Here is a 22,349-nt window from a genome sequence, read left to right on the forward strand (position 1 = left end):
CCTTAAATATCCAGATTTGCATATTCTGCATTTTCCTGAATAAACTGACGTCTAGGTTCTACGTCTTCGCCCATCAACATTTCAAATACTTCATCTGCTTTAATTGCATCTTCAATATTTACCTGTTTCAATGTACGGAACGCTGGGTCCATAGTTGTTTCCCATAACTGCTCAGGATTCATTTCTCCTAAACCTTTATATCGCTGGATACCAACATTATCACCCATTGCCGCAAGTTTTTCATCACGTTCAGATTCTGTATATACATATTCGACCTTCGTGCCCTTTTGTAATTTAAACAATGGAGGCATTGCGATATATACATATCCACCCTCAATGATTGGGCGTAAGAAACGATAGAAGAACGTTAACATCAATGTACAAATATGTGCACCATCGACATCGGCATCGGTCATAATAATGATTTTGTGATAACGAAGCTTACTGATATCCATTTCTTCACCAATACCACAACCAAAGGCTGTGACCATGGAACGAATTTCATTGTTTTCAAAGATACGTTGTAATCTAGCTTTTTCTACGTTTAGAATCTTACCACGAAGTGGCAGGATTGCCTGGAATTTGGAGTTTCTGCCTTGTTTGGCACTACCGCCGGCAGAATCCCCTTCGACAATATAGATTTCACATTCAGATGCATCTTTACTACTACAGTCCGCAAGTTTACCTGGCAGGCTGCTGATTTCAAGCGCACTCTTACGACGTGTTAATTCACGGGCTTTTTTCGCAGCCATACGTGCCTTGCTGGCAAGAATACATTTATCAATGATAATCTTTGCTGTTTCCGGATTCTCCAAGAAGAAACGTTCTAATTGTTCTCCCAGGATACTGGAAACGATTTTTCTGACTTCACTGTTTCCTAATTTTGTTTTGGTCTGTCCTTCATACTGAGGATCAGGATGCTTCACAGAAATGATTGCAGTCAATCCTTCACGACAATCTTCTCCTGCAAGTGTTTCATCTTTCTTGATCATACCTGCTTCTCTGGCATAAGCGTTCACCGTACGTGACAATGCCAGACGGAAACCATCTTCATGGGTTCCACCTTCTGCAGTATTGATGTTATTACAGAAAGAATAGATATTTGGAATATAGCCATCGTTATACTGCATTGCGATTTCTGCTAAGATTCCATTTTCTACACCTTCCACATAAACGATTTGTTCATGTAGTGGTGCTTTATTTTTATTCAGATAAGCGACATATTCCTGAATACCACCATCGTATTTATATTCAATGCGCTTAGGTTCTTCTTCTCTTTCATCCGTTAATACCAGTTTGATTCCTTTGTTTAAGAATGCCAGCTGACGGATTCTGACGTTTAGTGTTTCAAAATCATATACCTGTGTTTCCTGGAAAATCGTAGGATCCGCTTTAAAACGTACCATAGAACCATGACGTTCACTATCACCAATGATTTTTAATGGTGCTGCTGGTTTTCCTCCATCCTCAAAACGTAAGAAATGCGTCTTTCCATTTTGATAAACAGTAACTTCCAGCCATTCACTCAATGCGTTCACGACACTGGCACCTACACCATGCAGACCACCAGATACCTTATAGGCACCACCACCGAATTTACCTCCAGCATGTAGTACGGTAAAGATGGTTTCTACACCAGAAATACCAGTTTTTTCAACGATACCGGTTGGCATACCACGTCCATTATCGACAACACGAATGATGTTATCTTTTTCAATTGTGATTTCAATATCTGTCGCAAACCCTGCCAACGCCTCATCAATAGAGTTATCGACGATTTCCCATACAAGATGGTGAAGTCCTCGTTCACTGGTAGAACCAATATACATACCAGGTCTTTTACGGACTGCTTCCAATCCTTCCAATACCTGTATATCATCCGCGGTATAGGAATGGTCAACCTTGATATTTTCCATTTCTTCTATCTCTTTCAACTGATTCTCATCCATGCGCATTTCCTCCTTCACATCTTTGAATCGTACCATGATCAACATGATAGACACAGACATCTCTTTTACATTCAATATCCTTTAATTCCAGCTGATCTGTCGTTGTTATAAATATCTGCACGCTTTCCGGCAGAAAGGTTAGTAATTTCATTTTTCTTGTTTCATCAAGTTCTGAAAACACATCGTCCAGCAGCAATACCGGATATTCATGGATGATTTCTTCAATCATGTATACCATACCAATTTTCATTGCAAGCAGCACACTGCGTTTTTGTCCCTGTGAAGCATAACTATTGAGATCTTGATCATTCAGCTTAAAAATAAAATCTTCTTTATGTATCCCATGCGTCGTCTGTTTCATGAATTTATCTCTTTGAAGTGATTTTTGATATCGAAGCTTCAAACGTTTCTTTAATTCTTCTTCATTTTCATCAAATTCAACACAACTGATATATTCAATATCCAGCATAGTATCATCCTGTGTCAGCTTTTCATAAAAAGTCTGGCACTTCGCAAGCAGTTTTTTCAAGAAAAAAAACCGCTGTTTCATTACAATGACAGATGCATCAATCAATTGATCTGTCACTACTTCCAAGAATGTATCATCCACACTATCCTGTTTTAAATATGAATTTCGCTCTTTTAAGAGCTTTTGAGCCTTTGTAAGTGTAATCGTATACTTTTTACTTACCTTACTCAATTCCATATCCACAAAGCGTCTTCTAACCCTTGGAGAGGCATTAAACAGCATCATGTCATCCGGACAAAACATCACCGCATTAAATTCTCCGATAAAGTCACTTACTTTATTGATAGGATTTCCATAAATAAACAGATTCTTCCCTTTTTCATTGACCGTGATACGGATATCTTCTTTACGATTCTCTTTTAAAATCATTCCCTTCATAAAAAAAGCATCACTGCCTTTTCTAATCAAATCCTGATCATCTTTTGTCCGATGAGATCTTGTCGTAGACAAATAAAGAATTGCCTCCAGTATATTTGTTTTTCCCTGAGCATTTTTACCAGTCAGTAATTGAATACCTTTGGAAAAAGAAATATCAACCTGATCATAATTTCGATAATGATACAGGTTCAACTGTGACAACATCATACAAGTGTAAATTCTTGGTCTTCTATGATGATGACATCACCACTTCTCAGCTTTCTTCCTCGACGATCTTCCATTTCTCCATTTACCGTAATATGTAATTCTTTTACCGCAAATTTTGCTTCTCCACCGCTTTGGATAAAGTCTGTCATCTTCAATAATTGACCTAATGTAATGTACTCACTGTTTATCTTTATTTTCATCACAAAACCTCTTTCACATACTTCTATATTATATCATATTTCAAGCTGTTTTTGTTGATTTTATCCTATGTTTTCAACCTTTTTTTCATGTTTTTTCCAACTTGTTCCATTCCTGTGTCATCCATATCAGACATAGTTGATGAATTTTTAGAAAATCATGTTTTTTTATATGATTATCAAAAAAAGCAGTCAGTACCATCACTGATTGCTTTTATAAAAATACCTCAAAAAATGTAAAATATATTAATCTATTGAATTTATATAATAAGCCACATCAAACAATGGAACATTGCACATCCAATCTTCTTTACGATATGCAGACATCGAGGCACGTATCGCTATTTCCGGTTCATATTTTTTACAATAAGCTTTTAGTGATTGTGCTCTTAAATTTTCTTCTGCTTTCACTTCAATCGGTATCACATGTTCTTCTTTTTGAATCATAAAATCAATTTCTCCAGATGAATTGTTAGAAGCATAATAATAAAGTTTCTGTTGATTAGAAACGAATTCCTGTGCGACAAACTGCTCCGTCAATGCACCCTTAAACTCTTCAAATATTCGATTTCCTTCCAACAATGTTTTGGCAGATAATTCACCTTTTGCCGCCAACAACCCGATATCTAACATAAACATTTTAAAAGATGATTGATCCATATAGGATATCAAAGGTAATCCTGGCTTGTTTATACGATAACTTTTATGAACTAATCCATAATCCATCAACCATTGTATTGCTATCTCATAATCTTTTGCTCTTGCCCCTTCTCTAATAATTCCATAGATGAACTTACGATTTTCTTTTGCCAATTGTGCAGGAATACTATTCCATACCATTTGAATTCTGGGATACTGTTCTACTGACGCATGTTTGGAAAAATCACTTTCATAATACAACAATAATTCATTTTGAACTTTGCGTACTTCTCTCATATCATCTGTTTCTATGAATGTCATGATAGCTTCTGGCATTCCACCGATATAATAATATTTTTTCAATAATTCTATATACTTTGTACGAAATGTGTTTAATAATGCAAAATCATTTTGAATCAGAAGATCAGCTAAAGCATCTTCATTTAATGCTGTTAAAAACTCTCTAAAATTCAAAGGATAAAGATGTAGGAATTCTACCTTTCCTACAGGAAATGAAGTGCCTGCATGTAAAGACATTCCTAGCAAAGAACCAGCAGCTACGATATTGTATTCTGGAGCATTTTCATAAAAATATTTTAAAGCTGTCATGGCTTTTGGTACTTCTTGGATCTCATCGAAAATCAGCAACGTGTTCTCTGCTTGAAAGCTTTGGTTTGCTTCAATTTTCAATGCTGTTAATATTCGTTTAATATCATAATCTTGTTCAAATGTATTTTTCATTCGTTCATTATTTTCAAAATTTATATAAATACATGTATCAAAATATCTTTTACCAAATTCTTGCATAATCCAGGTTTTCCCTGTTTGTCTAGCCCCATGAATAATTAATGGTTTACGCTTCTTTTTCGTTTTCCATTTCACCAATTCATCCATAATGAAACGTTCCATATAAGTACCTCCTTGATATTTCTTAGTATATCCCATTCTTTTATGCACTTCAACAATTTTCATGACTATCTTTTTATATTTTTAACATTTTTCATGACCATTATTCCTGTAATTTAACATTTATCATGACCAAACGATATATAATTTATTTCAATGATTGACAAAATACATAAAACCACCCATTATATAGGTAAAATAAAGTATTTATACAAAAAAGGTTGACTCTAGAGTACCTCTAAGGTGTTAACTGAAGGTGAAAGATGAGGTGTTACACTATGAAAATCAAACAAGTGGAACAAGAAGTTGGTATTTCTGTTCATTCTATTCGTTTTTACGAAGAAATGGGCTTAATAAAAATACAGCGAAAAGAAGATAGTAAATATCGTGACTTTACGGAACATGATGTAAAAAAGCTAAAAGAGATTAAACTGTTTCGAGAACTGGGAATCACCATAGAGGAAATCAAGCGTTATTATGCGAATGAAATATCTTTACAAGATTTGATGGATCATCAACTAATTGAATTAAAAGCACAGCATAATGACATGGAACTTAAAGAGAAATTATGTGCGGATATCAAAGACAGCAATGCCCCCTTGATTGCCTATACAGTAGAAAAGTATGAAGAAATCTTACAACACAAAAAGGAAAAAACGCCATACGAAGAAGCTGGTTCTTTGATATCTTCCTGGAATCATCAAAAACACAGTCGCAAAAAAATTATTTTGATAGAATGTATTACATTTCCTATCATCTGGTTTTTTAGCTCATGGATTGTATTATTCATCGCAAATATCCCACACATCTTACAAACGCATACGATGGATATACAATATCACTGGTTTACTTTATTACTATCATTTATTTTTGCGCTTATCGTCAGCTGGTCTGATTTTATTGTCGTAGATAAGTTTCCATATGATTTATATGAATTTCATGAAAAAGGGATTTATTATTTTGATGAAACTAAACGAAAATATATTCAACTATTGAAAGCAGCATGGAAAAACGATGTAGAAAGCTGTTACCAATATGTAGCCTATGATGATATCCGTATTTTAAAAATATGGTTTCATATGGTCGCAAAAGCACCAATCAATGGTGGCAATGCTTATCAAATAGACTTATTTCTATATACCAAAGATGATGAACTACTACGTATCAATACAGGTATGTTTGGTGTCAGTGATGAAAAAGTAAAATTAACGGTAGAAATTTTAAAGGAACATGCGGATAAAGTCATTGATCCTTATCACATCATTGAACATCTAGATGATTCTCGTGAAGATTTTTATAAATATTTAGATGATCTTTATTGGAAACGTGAACATAAACGTGTCTTTGGAAAAGAAAAGTGAGAAATTAAAGGAGAATGAAAAAAGCATGATAAAGGGTTACGAAAAATTAAAGAAACAAAACGAAAGTGTATTAACTAAGATAGATGTTATAAGTTTATTTGAATTAAATAAAAATGAACAAGAAAAAGCATTAACCTATGTTTTCTCACACATATATATACCTAATTATCAAGAAGAAATTTATGATAAAGAAATAATGATTGAGAAAATAAATATTCGATTCGATAATCCAAATGCTATGCTAGAAAAATACTATAAATTTTGTAACAGCTTTTCTGCTAAAGGCTTTCCATTATTGTATGTCTTTAAGAAGAAAGACAAAATGGTAGGTTATTATATAGTAAAAGATAGTGTTCATAAAATAAGCAACGAAGATGAATTATCCAAAACTGAACAATTCCAAGTGAGTATGCAAATAAAAAAATTGAATATTTAATGCGTTCAATAGTTTATAAAAAGATGGAGAAATCAAAATTCTCCATTTTTTTATATAAAAGTTAAGAAACATCTAATTGGAAAAATTTCTCACTTTTTTCTTACCTTCATATAAAATAACCGGTATCTGAATTTCTTCCTTCGTCGCACCCGCATGAGAGCCTAAAATGATATCATGATCATCGTAATCTAAATTTAAATCAGATATGGCGCATGCGATAAAATCCCCTAAAAAGTCTTGAAATCTTGGATGTGATACTTCTTTCCCAAACAGTTTCATATCGATGATTTCCTGTTTTGTAAATAATTTAAAATCATTACTAAAATAAGATAAAAATAATTTTTTAAATATTTCTTATTTATCCTTTTTGATATAAAAAGCTATGGTTCTAGGTTCAAGTGCAGGCAGATGCTCAAAACATTCCACAAGATCAGGATAACGATTTAAAAAGTCATTTCTAACATCAATATGCCCATGATCTGCGATGATCATAAGGCCTGTTGTTTCAGGTAATTCTTTCATCGTGTGTTGTAGAATGTCATCAAAACTACGTAACATTTCTACACTTTTCTTATGCGTAGCGCCATACGTATGCATGGTACTGTCATATTGATCCCAATAGGCATAAACCAATCGATCATTTCCATGACTTTTTTCAATTACCTTATCACAAAGTTCTTGAAAATTTTTTGCGCCATTTTCTCTCCATGCTGGATATATAGAACTCGCCTGAATTCCCTTTTGTATACATTCTTCTATCATATTGGTGACAGGAAGCTGTTTTTGAACATAACCTTTTTCTTTCTTTTGTTCTGTATAAAAATCTTCATCAAAAAACATCACAATATTTTCATCACATTCTAAAAAGTATTGTTGCCAGCCTAACCATGCATTCACACATGGCTGTTTTCCGTTTAATATGGCGGTTGTAGCGGCTACTGTGGTTGGTGGATATACTGTATCAACAATTTTCTTTTGATACGTCTTTAAAAAGCCCTTTTCTTCACAATATCGATCAATCTGATAAGCACCCATACCATCAATCAACATCACCACAACTTGTTGAAAGCAATGATCTTGTAACCATGCGTATAATTCATCATCTATTTTTTGATAGGTATCTAATCCAACATAAGCCCTGATTGCACTCATTGTGGATAAAATCCCCTTTTCATAATCTGGTATATACATATTTTTCTCCTTTGCAATATTCATTATCTATCATGCCCTTAAAAACAAAAAGACTCTCATAAGAGAGTCCATCATAAATATTAAGCGTATGTACGTACAGGCAATACAAGCTGTAATACAGAAGCATCATCCACAGACTGGATAATGAATGGTTTCATTTCTCCACACAGACTGAATTTTACTAAAGAACCGCTCAATGCTTTGATTGCATCAAATACATAGCGTCCATTACAGCTGATTTCTAATCTGTTTCCCACAAAGCTTGCGCTATTCAAGACTTCAGTAGAAGATCCAACCTCTACAGATTTACTTGATAAGACACATTCATCTTCACTTAATGAGAATTTAATGACTGAAACACCATCATTTTTGATAAAGCTAGCACGATCAATAGCATCTAATAAATCTTTCGCATCAATTGTTAGTTCATAATCAAATGTCAATGGAATCAAACGGTTTGTTTCTGGATATACACCATCAATCAAACGTGTCTGTACAATCGTATCATTGATAATAAACTGTGCTTTCTTATCATTTACTGCGATTTCAACTTCACCTTCATCTTCCAATGTCTTTACAACCTCCTGTAAAGATTTGGCAGGTACTGTAATATTAAAATTTAAGCTCTCTTTAATTTCGATTGTTTTCTTCGCTAAACGATAAGAGTCTGTCGCAACACAGTTTAATGTTGTGCCATCACATGCAAAGTTTACACCTGTTAATACAGGGCGTGTTTCTTTATCACTTGTCGCAAAGCTTGTTTGTAAAATGATACGTCGAAGAATATCTTCTTCCATTGTAAAGCATTCTTTTGGTTTAGAGAAATCAATGGCAGGATATTCGTTTGCACGCATACCGTTAATTCTAAATTCTGCAGTGTTACCACTGATCTTGGTAGAACATCCATCAATCACTTCAAATTCAATTTCATCCGCATTGATCTTACGAACGATTTCCAATATATATTTTGCTTCAATAACGATTGATCCCATATCACGGATTTCTAAATTACAATCTTCACTCTTTACCAGTTTGGTTTGAATAGATACATCAGAATCACTTCCCGTCAACACCAGACAGTCTTCTTTTGCGTCAATCTTAATACCAGAGAATGCAGGTAATGGTGAGAATGTTGAAATTGCTCTTGCTGCTACTGACAATGCGTTATAGAAATTCTTTTTCGCTACTTTAAAATACATGGGTAGACTCCCTTCTTTCTTTTTCTTTTATAATACTATAATAATAAGTATGTGGAAAATGTGGAAAACTCCAAAATACCGCATAACATACGTATATTCTAACAAATTTTGACTGTGTAGTAAATGTGGAATTGTGTTGAAAACTCTTAATCTTTTACACCAAGCTTATTTTTAATCTGAAATACAGCTGTTTGAAAGCTTTCTTTATCTTTTAAAAGTTTTACCATTTTCTCATAAGAAGCCATGATTGTTGAGTGATCACGGTTCCCAAATTCAAATCCAATCTTTACAAACGGCATATTTAATAATGTTCTACATAAATATACAGCGATATGTCTTGCGTTGGCGATATTTTTCGTTCTTGATTTTGACTCAATCTGTGTTCTGGTTAAGCCATAATACTCACAGACGGCTGTTTTGATACGTTTTGCGTCTAGTGCATCATCTTGTGGAATACTTGGGTTCTCTTTAAAGATTTCTTTTGCGAATTTTAAATCTATAGTTTCCGGGTTATATAATATTGCTTTAAAGAATAACTCATTTAAGCTTCCTTCCAGTTTTCTTACATCACTGCTAAATTTTGTTGCCAAATAGTCTAATACTTCATCTTCAATCAGTATTTCATCTTTCCTGCCCTCCATCTTTTTCTTTAAGATGGCTTTTGCTGTTTCAAATTCAGGACTTCCCACAGATACGGATAAGCCACTGCTGAAACGTGAAATCAAACGATTTTCAATACCTTTTAACTCTGTTGGATGAATATCGCTGGTGATAACGATCTGTTTATTATCATTTACCAGCTTATTGTAAAGGTTAAAGAAGATCTCTTGTGAGGTACTCTGTTTTAAACGCTGGATATCATCAATCAACAGATAATCAACTTCACATATCTTTTCTTTTATTTCCTCTACATTTTTGTTTTTCATCGCTTCAATCAACAATGTCACAAAGTCTTCACTATAAATATACAATAGTTTTTCATCCGGCTTGTTTTCTTTTACATAATTGCCAATCGCATGTAGTAAATGGGTTTTCCCCAATCCGGAATTACCGAAGATAAAGAGTGGATTGTTGAATTTTCCAGGATAGTAACATACAGATAAGGCAGCGGCATGGGCTTCACGATTGTTTTTCCCTACTACGAAGCTGTCAAATGTATAATCCTTTTTGATCTTATCTTCAAATAAGATATCATTTCTTCGCTTTACAACGGATTGTGGTGTCATCTGTGCGACTTCATTTTTCAATAATATCTGAATGGATACTGGTTTTTCCACAACCTGTGAAAGTTTTTCCTGAAGAAAATCAATATTCTCCATCAATACCTGCTTATGTATCTTATAAGGAACGACAATGGTGGCCATATCATCGACGATATCATACAATTGGGCACTCTCTTTGAACCAGGTATTAAAGTTCGCATCATCAAAGTGATTACTGCTTTTGATGAGTGCCAAGGTGCTTTGCCATATTTCTTCTAACTGTTCATTTACCATATTTGCCATTTCACACAACCCCTTTGTGTTCTATTTTACTATAATGTGTGGAAAAATTCTATGACAGATAAGTAAAAAATAGTTTTCCACAGGAAAATAGGTTGAAAACATGCAATTTTAAGGGTGTATTTTATTTTTACACATTTATCCACATGGAAAACTGGTGGAAAATCCACAGTGGATAAGTGTAGAAAGTGGAAAAGTGGAAAAAAAGTTGGTTTCCACAGCATTGTGGAAAGATAATCCACATCAAAATAACCGATAAAATAAGGCTTATTTGCACAATCCACAGTTTCCACATTATGTGGAAAAGTGGGCAAAAAACACATGTGGAAAGCATGTGGATAAGCAGAAAAACATGGGGAAAAGTAAAAAATAGTGGGATTTTCGCCATGATTTACCCTGTTTTGGTGGAAAACTTGCGAAATTGGAAACATTTTGGTGTATAAAACCAGTTCTTTTCCACCATTTCAGCGCATAGGATAGATAGAATTCCACAACATATGCTATAATACGAACATTGGAGGTGTTAAAATGTTTGAAGATAATAAGAAACCCACAATGAATAGCAAGCGTGTTTTATTGCTTTTGATTATATATTTCGTAATTTTTCTTAAATTTGTGCCGGAAATCGCTAAAAAGATTACACTCATGTTAAATCCATATGCAACAATCATGAGTATACCTGTACTTGTGGTTTTATATCTGATGGTTACAGCCGCAAGTATTTATATCGCAAGAACTGTTTGGAAACCTTCTGTGGAAAAGTTTCGCTCAGAGCCTAAGAAGTATATAAGGATAATTGTTTATGCGATTGTACTTATTCTGGTGGTAAACTTTGGTTTAAGTATCATCATTAGCTTTGTGACGCAGACAGATACCAGCCAAAACCAGCAGATCATTGAAACAAATTCTTTAATTTCCCCTTTTTATACGTTCTTTTATACTTGTTTGATCGCACCTGTATTAGAAGAAACCATTTTTAGAGGTGGTATATATACTTTTGTCAAGGAAAAAATGGGGGTGTCTGCAGCTCTTGTCATCAGTAGTGTATTTTTCGGATTGATTCATGTATCTAGTTCCCTTTTTAATGGTAATATCAATGATTTTGTATACCTTATATTATATGCAGGAATTGGATTGATCTTAGGATACGCCTACGAGCGAAGTGATACGATTATTGTATCTGTAGGGATTCATGCAGGAAATAATTTATTCTCATTTATCATGATGATGATTTGATTTCCATAAATTTCTGATAGATGTCACATGGTTATTTTCATTTTCTTTTCATGTTTTATTGACTTTACTATTGATTTTATGTATAATTTAACAGCAATGCTCAATTTGTATAAAAAGTGAAAAGAAGTGGAGGTGGCTCTTATGAAAAGAACATATCAACCGAGCAAAAGAAAACACCAGAAAACACATGGATTCAGAGCCAGAATGGCTACTGTTGGAGGACGTAAAGTATTAGCACGTCGTCGTAGCAAAGGTAGAAAAGTGTTATCAGCATAAAAAGTCGCCTTAAAGGCGATTTTTTTGATTTCTAAGTTTTGAAAGGAGAGATGAAACATGAAGAAAGAATTTCGTGTAAAGAAAACACAGGAATTTTCAGAAATTATGAATTATAAAAAGTTTTATGCATGCCCTTCATTCTCCATTTATGTAAAACCAAGAAAAGAGGATCATGCACGTGTAGGTATTTCTGTTGGTAAAAGAATGGGAAACGCTGTTATTAGAAATAAAATAAAGCGTCAAGTGCGTGAAATGGTACACGATATCTATACATTTGATGAGAATTTTGACACAATTATACTTGTTCGTCCAAAATATCATGAAGAAAGTTATCAAAACAACAAAAAACTCTTGGAAAGATTGGTTAAAAAAGTTAAAATATAAAGGTAGACAAAATAGTGAGGAGACTAAGTGATGAAAAGTATTTTAAAAAGTAAAAAGAAACTTCTCCTGGTAGTAATGCTGATGATGATTACATTAACTGGATGTACAGTTCCACGTGATCGTTCTGGTAAGACATATGTAAAAAGCATTATTACTTTAAAAGAAGAAACCGTAGAAAAGAAAATCGTATCTACAGATTACAATGAAGAAGTAAAAAAAGAGTATAAAGATTTAAAGGATACGGATTTAATCACATTGAAACCAACATCTTTTGGTGACATGATGGATGAAGGCTGGTTTGAAGGATTGATCGTATTCCCAATTGCACAGTTGATTAACTTAGTAGCTGGATTTACAGATGGTGGTATTGGTATTATCGCCGCTACATTATTGATTCAGTTATTAATCTTCTTATTCTCAATCAAATCTCAGGTCGCAAGTCAGCGTATGCAGACACTTCAGCCAGAGTTGAATCGTATTCAGGCAAAATATGCTGGTAAAAATGATGAACGCAGTAAGCTGATGATGGCGCAGGAAACACAGGCACTTTATAGTAAATATAAGATTAATCCATTTGGAACAATCGTTATTACATTCATTCAGTTCCCTGTTATCCTTGGTATGTATCAGGCAACCATGCGTGCTTATAGCGTTGTTACTGGTAAATTTGCTGGTATCTCATTGGTAAATACACCAATTCAGGGATTCAATGCTGGACACTATGCCGCAATGGTAATCTTTGTATTGATGGTATTATTCCAGTTGATTTCTTTCAAACTTCCTCAATGGCTGCAGGAACACAGAAAGAAAAAGAACCATGTAAAAGAAAAAAAATATGCAGAACCTAAAAATGCACCTAAGGGTATGATGGGTTCTATGAATATGATGATGTATATGAGTACTGGTATGATCGCAATCCTAGCGATTAACTGGCCTCTTGGTATGTCATTCTATTGGTTAGTAAACTCTATTGCGAGAGTTATCCAGAATATTATTATTCATAAATTCTTCATTAAAGACTAGGAGGGTTTCTTATGAAAACATATACCAGTAAAAATCTGGAAGAACTTTTAAAAGAAGCCGCTGCTGATAAAGGTGTAAATGTAGAAGATCTGACATATACGATTTTGGAAGAAACAAGTGGTTTCCTTGGCTTAGGCAGCAAGGTAACTGCAAGCGTATATTGTGACAATGATATCAAAGAATTCATGAAAGAATACATGATGAATTATTTCAATGGTATCAACATGCCTGCTACAGTAGAGGTAAGTGAAGAAAATGGATTCTTCCATGTGAACATTGACGCAGAAAACAATGCCATTTTAATTGGTAAAAACGGACAGACTTTACAGTCTATGAACAACGTTTTAAAATCTGCGGCATCAAGTGAATTTAAACGCCGTGTAGGGGTATTGATTGATATCAATGGCTATAAAGAAGAAAAATATCAGAAGGTTACTTCTTTAGCTATCCGTGTCGCAAAAACAGTGCAGAGAACAAAAACAGATGCTGTATTAGATCCAATGCCAGCTGATGAAAGAAAAGCAATACATAACTGCTTATCCAATATGAAAAATATTTCCACAGTTAGCGAAGGCGAAGGAAACCAAAGAAGATTAAAAATCTGTTACAGTCCTGAAAAAGCTTAAAAACACTCGGAGAAACGAAAATGTTTCTCCTTTTTTTTCTATGTTTCAAAGAAATTGTGTTATACTAGAAATAAACTTGTAAAGGAGATGTGATGTTCGTGTTACTTGATGAATATGTTTCAAAAATACAAGCATTTAGAGCAAAAAGTGATGAAGAAAGTATATATCATGTAGCTTTAGAACTTGAAGTAGAAGCAAAAAAACAGAAAAGTGTTTATCATGAAGTAATTGGCGTTTATCATATATCCAAATATTATTATGTCATAGGAGAATATACAAAATCCTTAGCACAATCTTTACATGGCCTGCAGCTTTGTAAGAAAACTGAAAATGTGTTTTATGAAATGATTTTAAATAATCTTGCGGGCATTCTTTATGGTGCACTGGGGGATCAAATATCATCAATAGAATATATGTTGAAAGCTTATTATATAGCATTAGAGCATCCAGAATTAAACTTTACCTACTTTATAGAAAATAATATTGGGGTTTTGTTTTTTAATATGCAAATGTATGAAAAAGCATATGAATTTTTATTGAAAAGTGCCGCTACCAGAAATCTGACAGATATCGCATCCATCAAAGAAAGTGATGGGATTAACATTGTGAATATGATTGGCTGTAGTATTAAAACTAATAATAAAGACATCTATGATCAATGGTATCCTTATTTAGATTACTATCTGAAGCATTATCACTTAAAAACAGTGGAAGATGATTTTATGCTTTACAAACTGATTCTCGCATGTAAAAAGAAAGATCATGACAAAATCAAAGAGTGTGTAGATGAAATGTATCTTACTTATCAAGAAAGTTTAGACCATTTACATATTTTAAAAAACCTTTTTGATGCTTTTTCTTTTCTAATTGAATTACAGGAAAAAGAGATGTGTGAAAAAGTTTTTAAATTCATGGAAAGTATATTAGAAAATTATCCAGATTATAAAAATCAGTCACGTTTAGATGACTGCCGTATCAAAATGAATATTATGTTTCATGAGGATGAAAAGCTGCCAGATTCTCTTTATAAATATTATCTGGACAAGTGTAAAGAAGATGAACAATGGCAAAATGACCTGAAAAAGAGTTTATTAAATAAAGTAGAATTGGAAGAACTTTTAAATGAACAAAAGACAATCTTAAAAGAGAATGAAGAACTTCAACGTAATTCAGAAATTGAGGATTTCACTAAGCTCTTAAACAAAACAGCCTTCCAAAAACATGTAACGCAGGCAGTAGAAAATTATCAAAGTGATCAATATATGGCGTTATTTGTGATCGATATAGATAAATTCAAAAACATAAATGATCATTATGGACATTTATCCGGTGATAAGCTTTTATTGAAAGTCGTGGAAATTTTAAAAGAAGAAACTAGAGAAATTGATGATATTGGAAGAATCGGCGGTGATGAATTCTGTATATTTATGAAGAATATCTTTACATTAGAATATGTAAAAGAAACAGCAGAGAGCATCCTGAAAAAAGTAAAGGCAATCGAATTAGAAAATTATGATATCACAATTACGACAAGTATTGGCGTTCAAATGATTACACAAGCATGTAACTACCAGGATATCTTTCAAAAGGCAGACGCTTTAATGTATGAGGCGAAAAAATCAGGTGGCAATCAATATCGAATGAATGTATAATAATGTGATGTAAAGGATTGTGATAACATGCATTTATTAATTATTGAGGATCATAATGATATCAACGCAATGATTCAGGATTATCTACAGAAGCAAGGTTTTCAATGTGATCAGGCTTATTCAGGTACAGAAGGCAGATTATATTATTCCATAAATGATTATGATTTAATTATCTTAGATCTGATGTTGCCAGGATTATCTGGTGAAGAACTTTTAGAGGATATCCGTAAGCATTCAAATGTACCAGTGATTGTATTAAGCGCAAAGGATAGCTTAGACAGTAAGGTAAATGTATTAGGTGCAGGCGCAGATGATTATCTATGTAAACCATTTGAACTAGAAGAATTATTGGCTAGAATTCAGGTACAGCTTAGAAAAAGCAATAAAACAAGTATAAATACAGCTTTACAATATAAACAGTTACTATTAGATAGTGAACAATATGATGCGAAAATAAACGATACATATCTAAATCTGACAAAGCATGAGTATTTAATATTAGAGCTATTGATCAGAAATCCCAAGCGGGTTTTCACAAAGGAAGAAATATATGAATACGCTTGGAATGATACCTATTATGGGGATGATAAAACCATCAATACACATATGAGTAATATACGTAAAAAAATAAGAACACAAGTAGCTGAGGAGTATATAAAAACAGTATGGGGAATCGGATTTAAAATGGCTGAATGATGATATTCAGTTATTTCTTTATACTTTCTTTATATTTGCTTGATAATTTCTAATACTTTATTTTTTATAATGCTTATGTAAATTGAAGGAGGAAACGATATGAGTAGTGATGTTGTAGAACTAACCAATATATCAAAAGCGTATAAACATATTTACGCAGTGGATCATATAAATATGAAAATAAAAAAAGGAGATATTTATGGATTTATTGGAAGAAACGGTGCTGGTAAATCCACAACGTTAAAGATGATCTGTGGTCTTGTTTCACCTGATAGTGGTCAAATTAAACTGTTTGGAGAAGAAAGAAACCGCATGAGCGCAAGACGTATAGGTTCTTTGATAGAAAATGCTGGTTTATATCCTGGAATGAGTGCTTACGATAATATGGATATCAAAGCAACTGCCATGGGATTACATGATACACAAAAGATTCATGAACTGTTGAAGTTGGTGAAACTCGATTCAAAAAGTAAAAAGCCTGTAAAAAAATTCTCACTTGGGATGAAACAACGATTAGGAATCGCAATGGCTTTGCTAGGAAATCCTGATTTATTAATTTTAGATGAACCAATCAACGGCCTTGATCCAGAAGGAATCCGTGAGATCAGAGAGATGATTCAATATCTGAATGAAACAAAGAAAATGACGATTATTATCAGTAGTCATATCTTAGGAGAGTTAAGTAAAATTGCGACTCGTTATGGCATGATTCGTGATGGCAAGCTGATTGAAGAAATCAGTAAGGAAGAACTCGCCCTAAAATGCATGGATTATTTATCTGTGAAAGTGGATAATATACAAAAAGCTGTGACACTATTAGAAACGAAATTAGGTATGCAGCATTATCAGGTACATGAACAAAATGAACTATGGATATTTGATGATATTGATAGTGCACAGGTGAATCTTATCCTTGCGCAAAATGATATTGCGATTTCTTCCATGTTTTATCAGAAACAGGACTTAGAATCTTATTTTTTAGAAAGAATCGGAGGGAATGATCATGTTGAATATGATAAAAGCAGAAACTAAACGATTGATCAAAAGTAAAGGCTTTTGGATATCTGTATTGATATATATCTTAGTGTTTATCACATGTTTTTATATGCAGTTGTCCGCAGAACAGTCCACAAGCTTTGTGGATGAAGGTATATCAAAAGAACCAGGTTTTTATATATCGGTAGATGCATCCATCAAATCTTTGAATCAGTTGGTACAAACTTTCGGTTTTGGCTTTGGAAGTCTTGTATTAGGTATCTATTTTACTTCATTTGTATGTAGTGAATACACCAGTGGCTATATTAAAAATACAGCTGTTTTAGAAGGTGGTAGAAAAGCAGTCATTCTTTCAAAAATAATGGTAGCATTGGTAATTTCATTTATCATTCTGGCATTGAACTACCTCATTGGCTGGATACTTGGCATATGTTTTATTGATAACTTTATGATAAATCCTGCACAGGAGATTTTTATAGATTTTTCTATGATGTTATTACTTATGTGCGCACTGTTTTCATTGATTATTTTCTTATCCACGATATTTCATAATAAAACGTTTGGTATCGTGTTATTATTTCTTATCGCATCTGGTATGTTACAACCATTCTTAGATTCTATCTTTAATCTTTTACATATATCATTTGCGAGCGAATATACATTAAGCTATTTCTTTTCAACCATATTACCAGTATCTGGGCCTGTAGTTTCACATGCATTTATGATGTCCATAGCTTTTATTTTAGTATATAATATAGGCAGTGCAATTGTACTTCAGAAAACAGATATATAAGATGGGAGGGTAAGCATATGTGGATACTTTGTCTGATATTAGGCATTTGTTTTATCATAAGCTTAACCTCTTTTTTGTTGCTGAAAAAAGATATACAGACCATTCATCGTCAAATTACATATAAAAATGAGTGTATGAGTCATTTTGAAATCGCATCATCCACAAGCTTTCAAGAAATAAAAGAGCTTTGTAAAGATATTAATGGCTTATATGAAGAGATCTCTAAGCATGAAGAAATTGCATTGAAAAAGGAACGAGAAATGCAGACTTTGATTGCGGGTATGTCACATGATATGCGAACACCATTAACCAGCATGCAGGGATATTTAGATCTGTTACAGGAAAGTAAACAGGAAACAGAAAGAAATAAATATATTGATGTTATCCGGGCACGATTGATATCCTTAAAAAATATGTTAGAAGATTTATTTATGCATTCTAAATTAAATGATGATGAATTTACCATTGAAACTTCTGAAATACAAATATATCCAATATTGTGTAAAGTATTTGCGTCCTATTATTATGATTTTGAAAAGAAACAAATAGAGCCATATATTGCATTTGAAAATGAACAGCTTATGGTTCATGCAAATAAAGAATTTGTGACAAGAATCTTTCAGAATCTAATTCATAATGTATTAAAATACGGAAACACTTCTTTTTCTATTATTCAAAAACAGAATTTCATGCGTTTTAGTAATCAGGTAAATGAAGAAAATCTTGAAGTAGATAAGCTGTTTGATCGTTTCTACAAAGGCGATCCATCACGTCATCATACATCCAGTGGATTAGGACTTGCGAATGTAAAAGATATGGCAGAAGCTATGCATTGGCGGGTTGAGGCAGAATTAAAAGAAGATAACTTATCTATTATCATATATTATAAATAGGAGGGCAGTGTTTATGATATTATATTTTTCAGGCACAGGAAACAGTGCATATATTGCGAAAAGAATAGGTAAAATGATTAATGATGAAGTATTGCATCTATTTGAAAAAATCAAAGATAACGATTTTTCACCATTACAATCCAAACGGCCATGGGTAATCGTTGTGCCTACTTATGCATGGAGAATTCCACGTATTGTAGAACACTGGTTAAAGAATACACCACTTCAAGGTAATCAGGATATCTATTTTGTGATGACTTGTGGTGGTAGTATTGGTAATGCTGGTAAATATATTGAAAAACTTTGTCAGGATATAAAGATGAACAATCGTGGCTGTATGGAAATTATCATGCCAGAGAATTATATAGCGATGTTTTCTACTCCAACAAAGGAAGAAGCTTCTAAAATAATTGGTCGTGCAGAAAAGGTTATCGATCTGGCTGCGGTTTGTATCAAAAATGGACAAAGCTTTAAGCATCCTAATGTATCTTTTAATGACAAAATCAGCAGTAGTGTTATAAATAAGCTCTTTTATCCATTGTTTGTCCATGCGAAAAAGTTCTATGTTCTTGATGATTGTATTTCTTGTGGCAAGTGTGCAAATGTTTGTCCTCTCCATAATATTCAGCTTTCAAATGGCAAACCGGTATGGGGAAATCAATGTACCCACTGTATGGCATGTATTTCTCGTTGCCCTAAAGAGGCAATAGAATATGGGAAACATAGTAAAGGATTGCCACGCTATACTTGTGAAAATGTAAAAAAATTGGAGGAGTAATTCTTCCAATTTTTGTTATGCTTTAGATGATATAAATACTTCTTTAAATTCTTCAAAGGTGTCTGTATTTAATATTTGTACGGTTTTATCAACAGAAGAATACAAATCAATAATCAGGTCAAAAGCATCTTTAAAATATTTCATATCCTGTTGAGCAATACCAATCATCAACACAAATTTTACCTGATGCCTGCCCCATGGAATTGGCGTATCATTATGTAATACACAAATGAAAGAGTGCTCTGCATATTGATTGATCGCATGTGGAATTGCCAGACAATCTGTAAAAGCCGTACTAGAAACGGATTCTCTCAATAATACATCTTTAATGAAATTTGGCTGTATAAATTTTTGATCAATACAAAGCTGTCCTAAATATTCAATATATTCTTGAACATTATTCAAATATACATTTCTCACAAACAGCTCTGGATATAGCATCTGTTCTAGAAAGACTTTTGCGTAAATACGTTTCTTTACTTCTTGAATTTCTTCAATTTCATTCCATATTTTAAATATATTCTGTTTTGTCAGAATGGGATTAATTGTAATTTTATGCGGATGTTGGATTGTTGATTGTATAGTGGTTAATAATAGATCACTTTTAGGTTTAAGTAATACAAAACGATTATAGGACATTACATCTAAAATAACCATTTCATCATGGAAATTAGCTTCTAAATCATTCACAAGTTTTCTAGCAAAGTCATGATAATCTTCCACAATCACAATGCAGGAAACAATATCTTTTCTACTCTTATTTCGTTCTAAATAAGCACCAATATGGAATGCGATAAAGGCAATCTCATCTTCATTAATTTCTATATGATAAAGTACCGCAAATTTATGTGCAAAGAATACAGCCATATCATAAATTGGCGCATAATCCTTCTTTATTTGAGAACCAATTGGATTTGGATAACTTACATGATAAGTAGCACGTTGATAAACATTATACATATGCAAAGTAAATTGAAGAAGAAAATCATCATCAATCTTTGGAATATCATAACGGGTAATCATTTCCTGCGCAATCAACATGATATTATCTAAAAACCGTTGATCAATAAAATTAGAAAGTTTATTAAAATCTAAATCATCAAATGAATAGTGTTCTATTGATAAAGCAATTAATATAAGAATCTGTTGGAAATCTTTTTCAGGAATGGTACTGTTATATGTATTTTCAAAGAATTGTGCAATTCTGTTCGCAAGCTCGATTATTTCATTCTTCTGGTCAAAATGTTCAATCAATTTATTGGCATCAATTAAGTTATCCGATGTATTTAACGTATTTTTTGATTCTAAGCGAATAATGATAATCAATATATGTACCAGAAGATTGTTTAAAGCATAATTATTCAACAACAATTCACAATCCTGACAGATGTTGTACAGTTCATGTAAAACCTGATCGATATCAAAGGAAGGAAACAGCTTTTTTAAGGTTTCTGTAGATGTAAAATAGCCATATACATTATTAGTCGCAATATGACCTACCAGTTTTCTTTTATCCTGTTCATTGCCGCTTAAATAAAATTGGTAATCGTGCGTTTGAATTTTTATATTGAAATTTTTCACTAACTTTTTAATCTTTGGCAAGACATTATTCATAATGGTGCTTTCACTCACATGCAGTTCTTCTGCGATATCAAATACAGAAATACCTTCTTTAGATGATAGTAGCTTTGATAAAACCAGATGGGAACGTGCATCTATAATTTCTTCTGTTTTATCTTCGATTGTATCTGGTAAATCGGTACGGATACGATAGCCATATTTTGAAGATTCAATCAGCTGGCACTGTTCTTCATTTATTTCATTAATATAATTGCGAATTGTCCTTTCACTAACACCTATCATTTTTGATAAAGAGGCAGATGAAAGCCATGCAGATGAACTTTTTAAAACATTGATCAATTCAATCATTTTATCCTTTTTCATGATGTTAATATCTCCTGTTATCCCTTGTTTGATTATATCATATGTATTTTATGAATCCTATTTATTTTATACCTTACTATGGTAGGATATATATATCTTATATCAAATGTGATATAAAGAAAAATTATAATTTTTCCTCTTAGGTGGCAAGTCATCTATATTGCCGGCATGTCGGAAAAAAGTGTGTTAGAAGAAAACTTGAATCTTGATTATAGTATAGGTGTCGAAAGAGAAAGGAGAAATGAAAAATGATAAGAATTTTATTAGCATGTGGAATTGGCGCATCTACCGGATTTATGGCAGCAAATATGCGAAAGATTGCGAAACAGCAGGGATTAGACGTTAGTGTACATGCAGTCAGTAAATCACAGGTGATGGAATACGCAGATAAAATTGATGTATTGTTGCTGGGACCTCACTTTTCAAGTGAAGTAGCGAAATATCAAAATCAGCTAAATGATCATGGTGTAAAAGTTACATCTATAGACCCTGATGATTATGCTGCTTTGGATGGGGAAAGTATTTTAGAAACAGCATTAGATTTAATGGAAGAATAAA

23 protein-coding genes are annotated in these 22,349 nt (G+C 33.0%); 14 read left to right on the forward strand and 9 right to left on the reverse strand.

Annotation, left to right across the window (positions count from 1 at the left end):
* Positions 1 to 2: 2 nt before the first annotated feature.
* From gyrB to DW114_RS04560, 4 genes are all read right to left on the reverse strand, one after another.
* Positions 3 to 1,949: a DNA topoisomerase (ATP-hydrolyzing) subunit B gene (gene gyrB, locus DW114_RS04545; protein WP_117452604.1), complete on the reverse strand. Its 1,947-nt coding sequence runs from the start codon at positions 1,947 to 1,949 to the stop codon at positions 3 to 5.
* A complete protein-coding gene (gene recF / locus DW114_RS04550; protein WP_117452605.1) occupies positions 1,942 to 3,063 on the reverse strand; it encodes a DNA replication/repair protein RecF in 1,122 nt (373 codons plus the stop codon). The genes gyrB and recF overlap by 8 nt, the downstream gene beginning before the upstream one ends.
* Entirely contained in the window at positions 3,060 to 3,263 is a 204-nt protein-coding gene (yaaA, locus tag DW114_RS04555) for a S4 domain-containing protein YaaA (RefSeq protein ID WP_117452606.1), read from the reverse strand. The genes recF and yaaA overlap by 4 nt, the downstream gene beginning before the upstream one ends.
* 243 nt (positions 3,264 to 3,506) lie before the next feature.
* The gene (locus DW114_RS04560) at positions 3,507 to 4,808 is read right to left on the reverse strand and encodes an ATP-binding protein (protein WP_117452607.1); all 1,302 of its coding nucleotides are present in this window, start codon (positions 4,806 to 4,808) and stop codon (positions 3,507 to 3,509) included.
* Between the two features lie 275 nt (positions 4,809 to 5,083).
* On the opposite strand from DW114_RS04560, the gene DW114_RS04565 reads away from it, so the two are divergent.
* Both DW114_RS04565 and DW114_RS04570 read left to right on the forward strand, forming a co-directional pair.
* Entirely contained in the window at positions 5,084 to 6,166 is a 1,083-nt protein-coding gene (locus tag DW114_RS04565; protein ID WP_158552185.1) for a MerR family transcriptional regulator, read from the forward strand.
* 25 nt (positions 6,167 to 6,191) lie between these two features.
* Positions 6,192 to 6,602, forward strand: a complete 411-nt coding sequence (locus DW114_RS04570; RefSeq protein WP_117452609.1) for a hypothetical protein — start codon at positions 6,192 to 6,194, stop codon at positions 6,600 to 6,602.
* Positions 6,603 to 6,674: 72 nt separating this feature from the next.
* Here the strand turns inward: DW114_RS04570 and DW114_RS04575 are convergent, their stop codons facing one another.
* From DW114_RS04575 to dnaA, 4 genes are all read right to left on the reverse strand, one after another.
* Positions 6,675 to 6,881, reverse strand: coding sequence for a hypothetical protein (locus DW114_RS04575; RefSeq protein ID WP_117452610.1), 207 nt, complete (start codon positions 6,879 to 6,881; stop codon positions 6,675 to 6,677).
* A gap of 75 nt (positions 6,882 to 6,956) precedes the next feature.
* The gene (locus DW114_RS04580) at positions 6,957 to 7,793 is read right to left on the reverse strand and encodes an alkaline phosphatase family protein (protein WP_158552186.1); all 837 of its coding nucleotides are present in this window, start codon (positions 7,791 to 7,793) and stop codon (positions 6,957 to 6,959) included.
* Positions 7,794 to 7,873: 80 nt separating this feature from the next.
* Positions 7,874 to 8,992 (reverse strand): DNA polymerase III subunit beta, encoded by a 1,119-nt coding sequence (dnaN, locus tag DW114_RS04585; RefSeq protein ID WP_117452612.1) that lies wholly within the window; start codon positions 8,990 to 8,992, stop codon positions 7,874 to 7,876.
* A gap of 146 nt (positions 8,993 to 9,138) precedes the next feature.
* Positions 9,139 to 10,497: a chromosomal replication initiator protein DnaA gene (dnaA, locus tag DW114_RS04590; protein ID WP_117452613.1), complete on the reverse strand. Its 1,359-nt coding sequence runs from the start codon at positions 10,495 to 10,497 to the stop codon at positions 9,139 to 9,141.
* A 525-nt stretch (positions 10,498 to 11,022) separates the two neighbouring features.
* Here dnaA and DW114_RS04600 point away from each other — a divergent pair.
* The 11 genes from DW114_RS04600 to DW114_RS04650 all read left to right on the forward strand — a co-directional run bounded on the left by DW114_RS04600 (position 11,023) and on the right by DW114_RS04650 (position 19,847).
* The gene (locus DW114_RS04600; protein WP_117452615.1) at positions 11,023 to 11,730 is read left to right on the forward strand and encodes a CPBP family intramembrane glutamic endopeptidase; all 708 of its coding nucleotides are present in this window, start codon (positions 11,023 to 11,025) and stop codon (positions 11,728 to 11,730) included.
* 141 nt (positions 11,731 to 11,871) lie between these two features.
* Complete coding sequence (gene rpmH, locus DW114_RS04605) at positions 11,872 to 12,006, forward strand: 50S ribosomal protein L34 (protein WP_008977969.1); 135 nt, start codon at positions 11,872 to 11,874, stop codon at positions 12,004 to 12,006.
* A 57-nt stretch (positions 12,007 to 12,063) separates the two neighbouring features.
* Complete coding sequence (gene rnpA, locus DW114_RS04610; protein WP_117452616.1) at positions 12,064 to 12,390, forward strand: ribonuclease P protein component; 327 nt, start codon at positions 12,064 to 12,066, stop codon at positions 12,388 to 12,390.
* Between the two features lie 30 nt (positions 12,391 to 12,420).
* Complete coding sequence (locus tag DW114_RS04615; RefSeq protein WP_117452617.1) at positions 12,421 to 13,413, forward strand: YidC/Oxa1 family membrane protein insertase; 993 nt, start codon at positions 12,421 to 12,423, stop codon at positions 13,411 to 13,413.
* 11 nt (positions 13,414 to 13,424) lie between these two features.
* Positions 13,425 to 14,039: a protein jag gene (locus DW114_RS04620; RefSeq protein WP_117452618.1), complete on the forward strand. Its 615-nt coding sequence runs from the start codon at positions 13,425 to 13,427 to the stop codon at positions 14,037 to 14,039.
* A 92-nt stretch (positions 14,040 to 14,131) separates the two neighbouring features.
* Positions 14,132 to 15,691: a GGDEF domain-containing protein gene (locus DW114_RS04625; RefSeq protein WP_117452619.1), complete on the forward strand. Its 1,560-nt coding sequence runs from the start codon at positions 14,132 to 14,134 to the stop codon at positions 15,689 to 15,691.
* A gap of 27 nt (positions 15,692 to 15,718) precedes the next feature.
* Positions 15,719 to 16,387, forward strand: a complete 669-nt coding sequence (locus tag DW114_RS04630; protein ID WP_117452620.1) for a response regulator transcription factor — start codon at positions 15,719 to 15,721, stop codon at positions 16,385 to 16,387.
* A 99-nt stretch (positions 16,388 to 16,486) separates the two neighbouring features.
* Positions 16,487 to 17,419: an ATP-binding cassette domain-containing protein gene (locus DW114_RS04635; protein WP_117452621.1), complete on the forward strand. Its 933-nt coding sequence runs from the start codon at positions 16,487 to 16,489 to the stop codon at positions 17,417 to 17,419.
* Positions 17,391 to 18,176 (forward strand): ABC transporter permease subunit, encoded by a 786-nt coding sequence (locus DW114_RS04640; RefSeq protein WP_158552187.1) that lies wholly within the window; start codon positions 17,391 to 17,393, stop codon positions 18,174 to 18,176. The genes DW114_RS04635 and DW114_RS04640 overlap by 29 nt, the downstream gene beginning before the upstream one ends.
* Before the next feature lie 17 nt (positions 18,177 to 18,193).
* Positions 18,194 to 19,069: a sensor histidine kinase gene (locus DW114_RS04645; RefSeq protein WP_233511350.1), complete on the forward strand. Its 876-nt coding sequence runs from the start codon at positions 18,194 to 18,196 to the stop codon at positions 19,067 to 19,069.
* Between the two features lie 13 nt (positions 19,070 to 19,082).
* Positions 19,083 to 19,847, forward strand: a complete 765-nt coding sequence (locus DW114_RS04650) for an EFR1 family ferrodoxin (RefSeq protein WP_117452623.1) — start codon at positions 19,083 to 19,085, stop codon at positions 19,845 to 19,847.
* Positions 19,848 to 19,862: 15 nt separating this feature from the next.
* Here the strand turns inward: DW114_RS04650 and DW114_RS04655 are convergent, their stop codons facing one another.
* Positions 19,863 to 21,791: a BglG family transcription antiterminator gene (locus DW114_RS04655; RefSeq protein ID WP_117452624.1), complete on the reverse strand. Its 1,929-nt coding sequence runs from the start codon at positions 21,789 to 21,791 to the stop codon at positions 19,863 to 19,865.
* A 248-nt stretch (positions 21,792 to 22,039) separates the two neighbouring features.
* Here DW114_RS04655 and DW114_RS04660 point away from each other — a divergent pair, with 248 nt between their 5' ends.
* Positions 22,040 to 22,348, forward strand: a complete 309-nt coding sequence (locus DW114_RS04660) for a PTS sugar transporter subunit IIB (protein ID WP_117452625.1) — start codon at positions 22,040 to 22,042, stop codon at positions 22,346 to 22,348.
* Position 22,349: the final 1 nt, after the last annotated feature.

The sequence above is a fragment of the Absiella sp. AM09-50 genome (assembly GCF_003433845.1).
Lineage (GTDB): Bacteria > Bacillota_I > Bacilli_A > Erysipelotrichales > Erysipelotrichaceae > Hoskinsella > Hoskinsella hominis.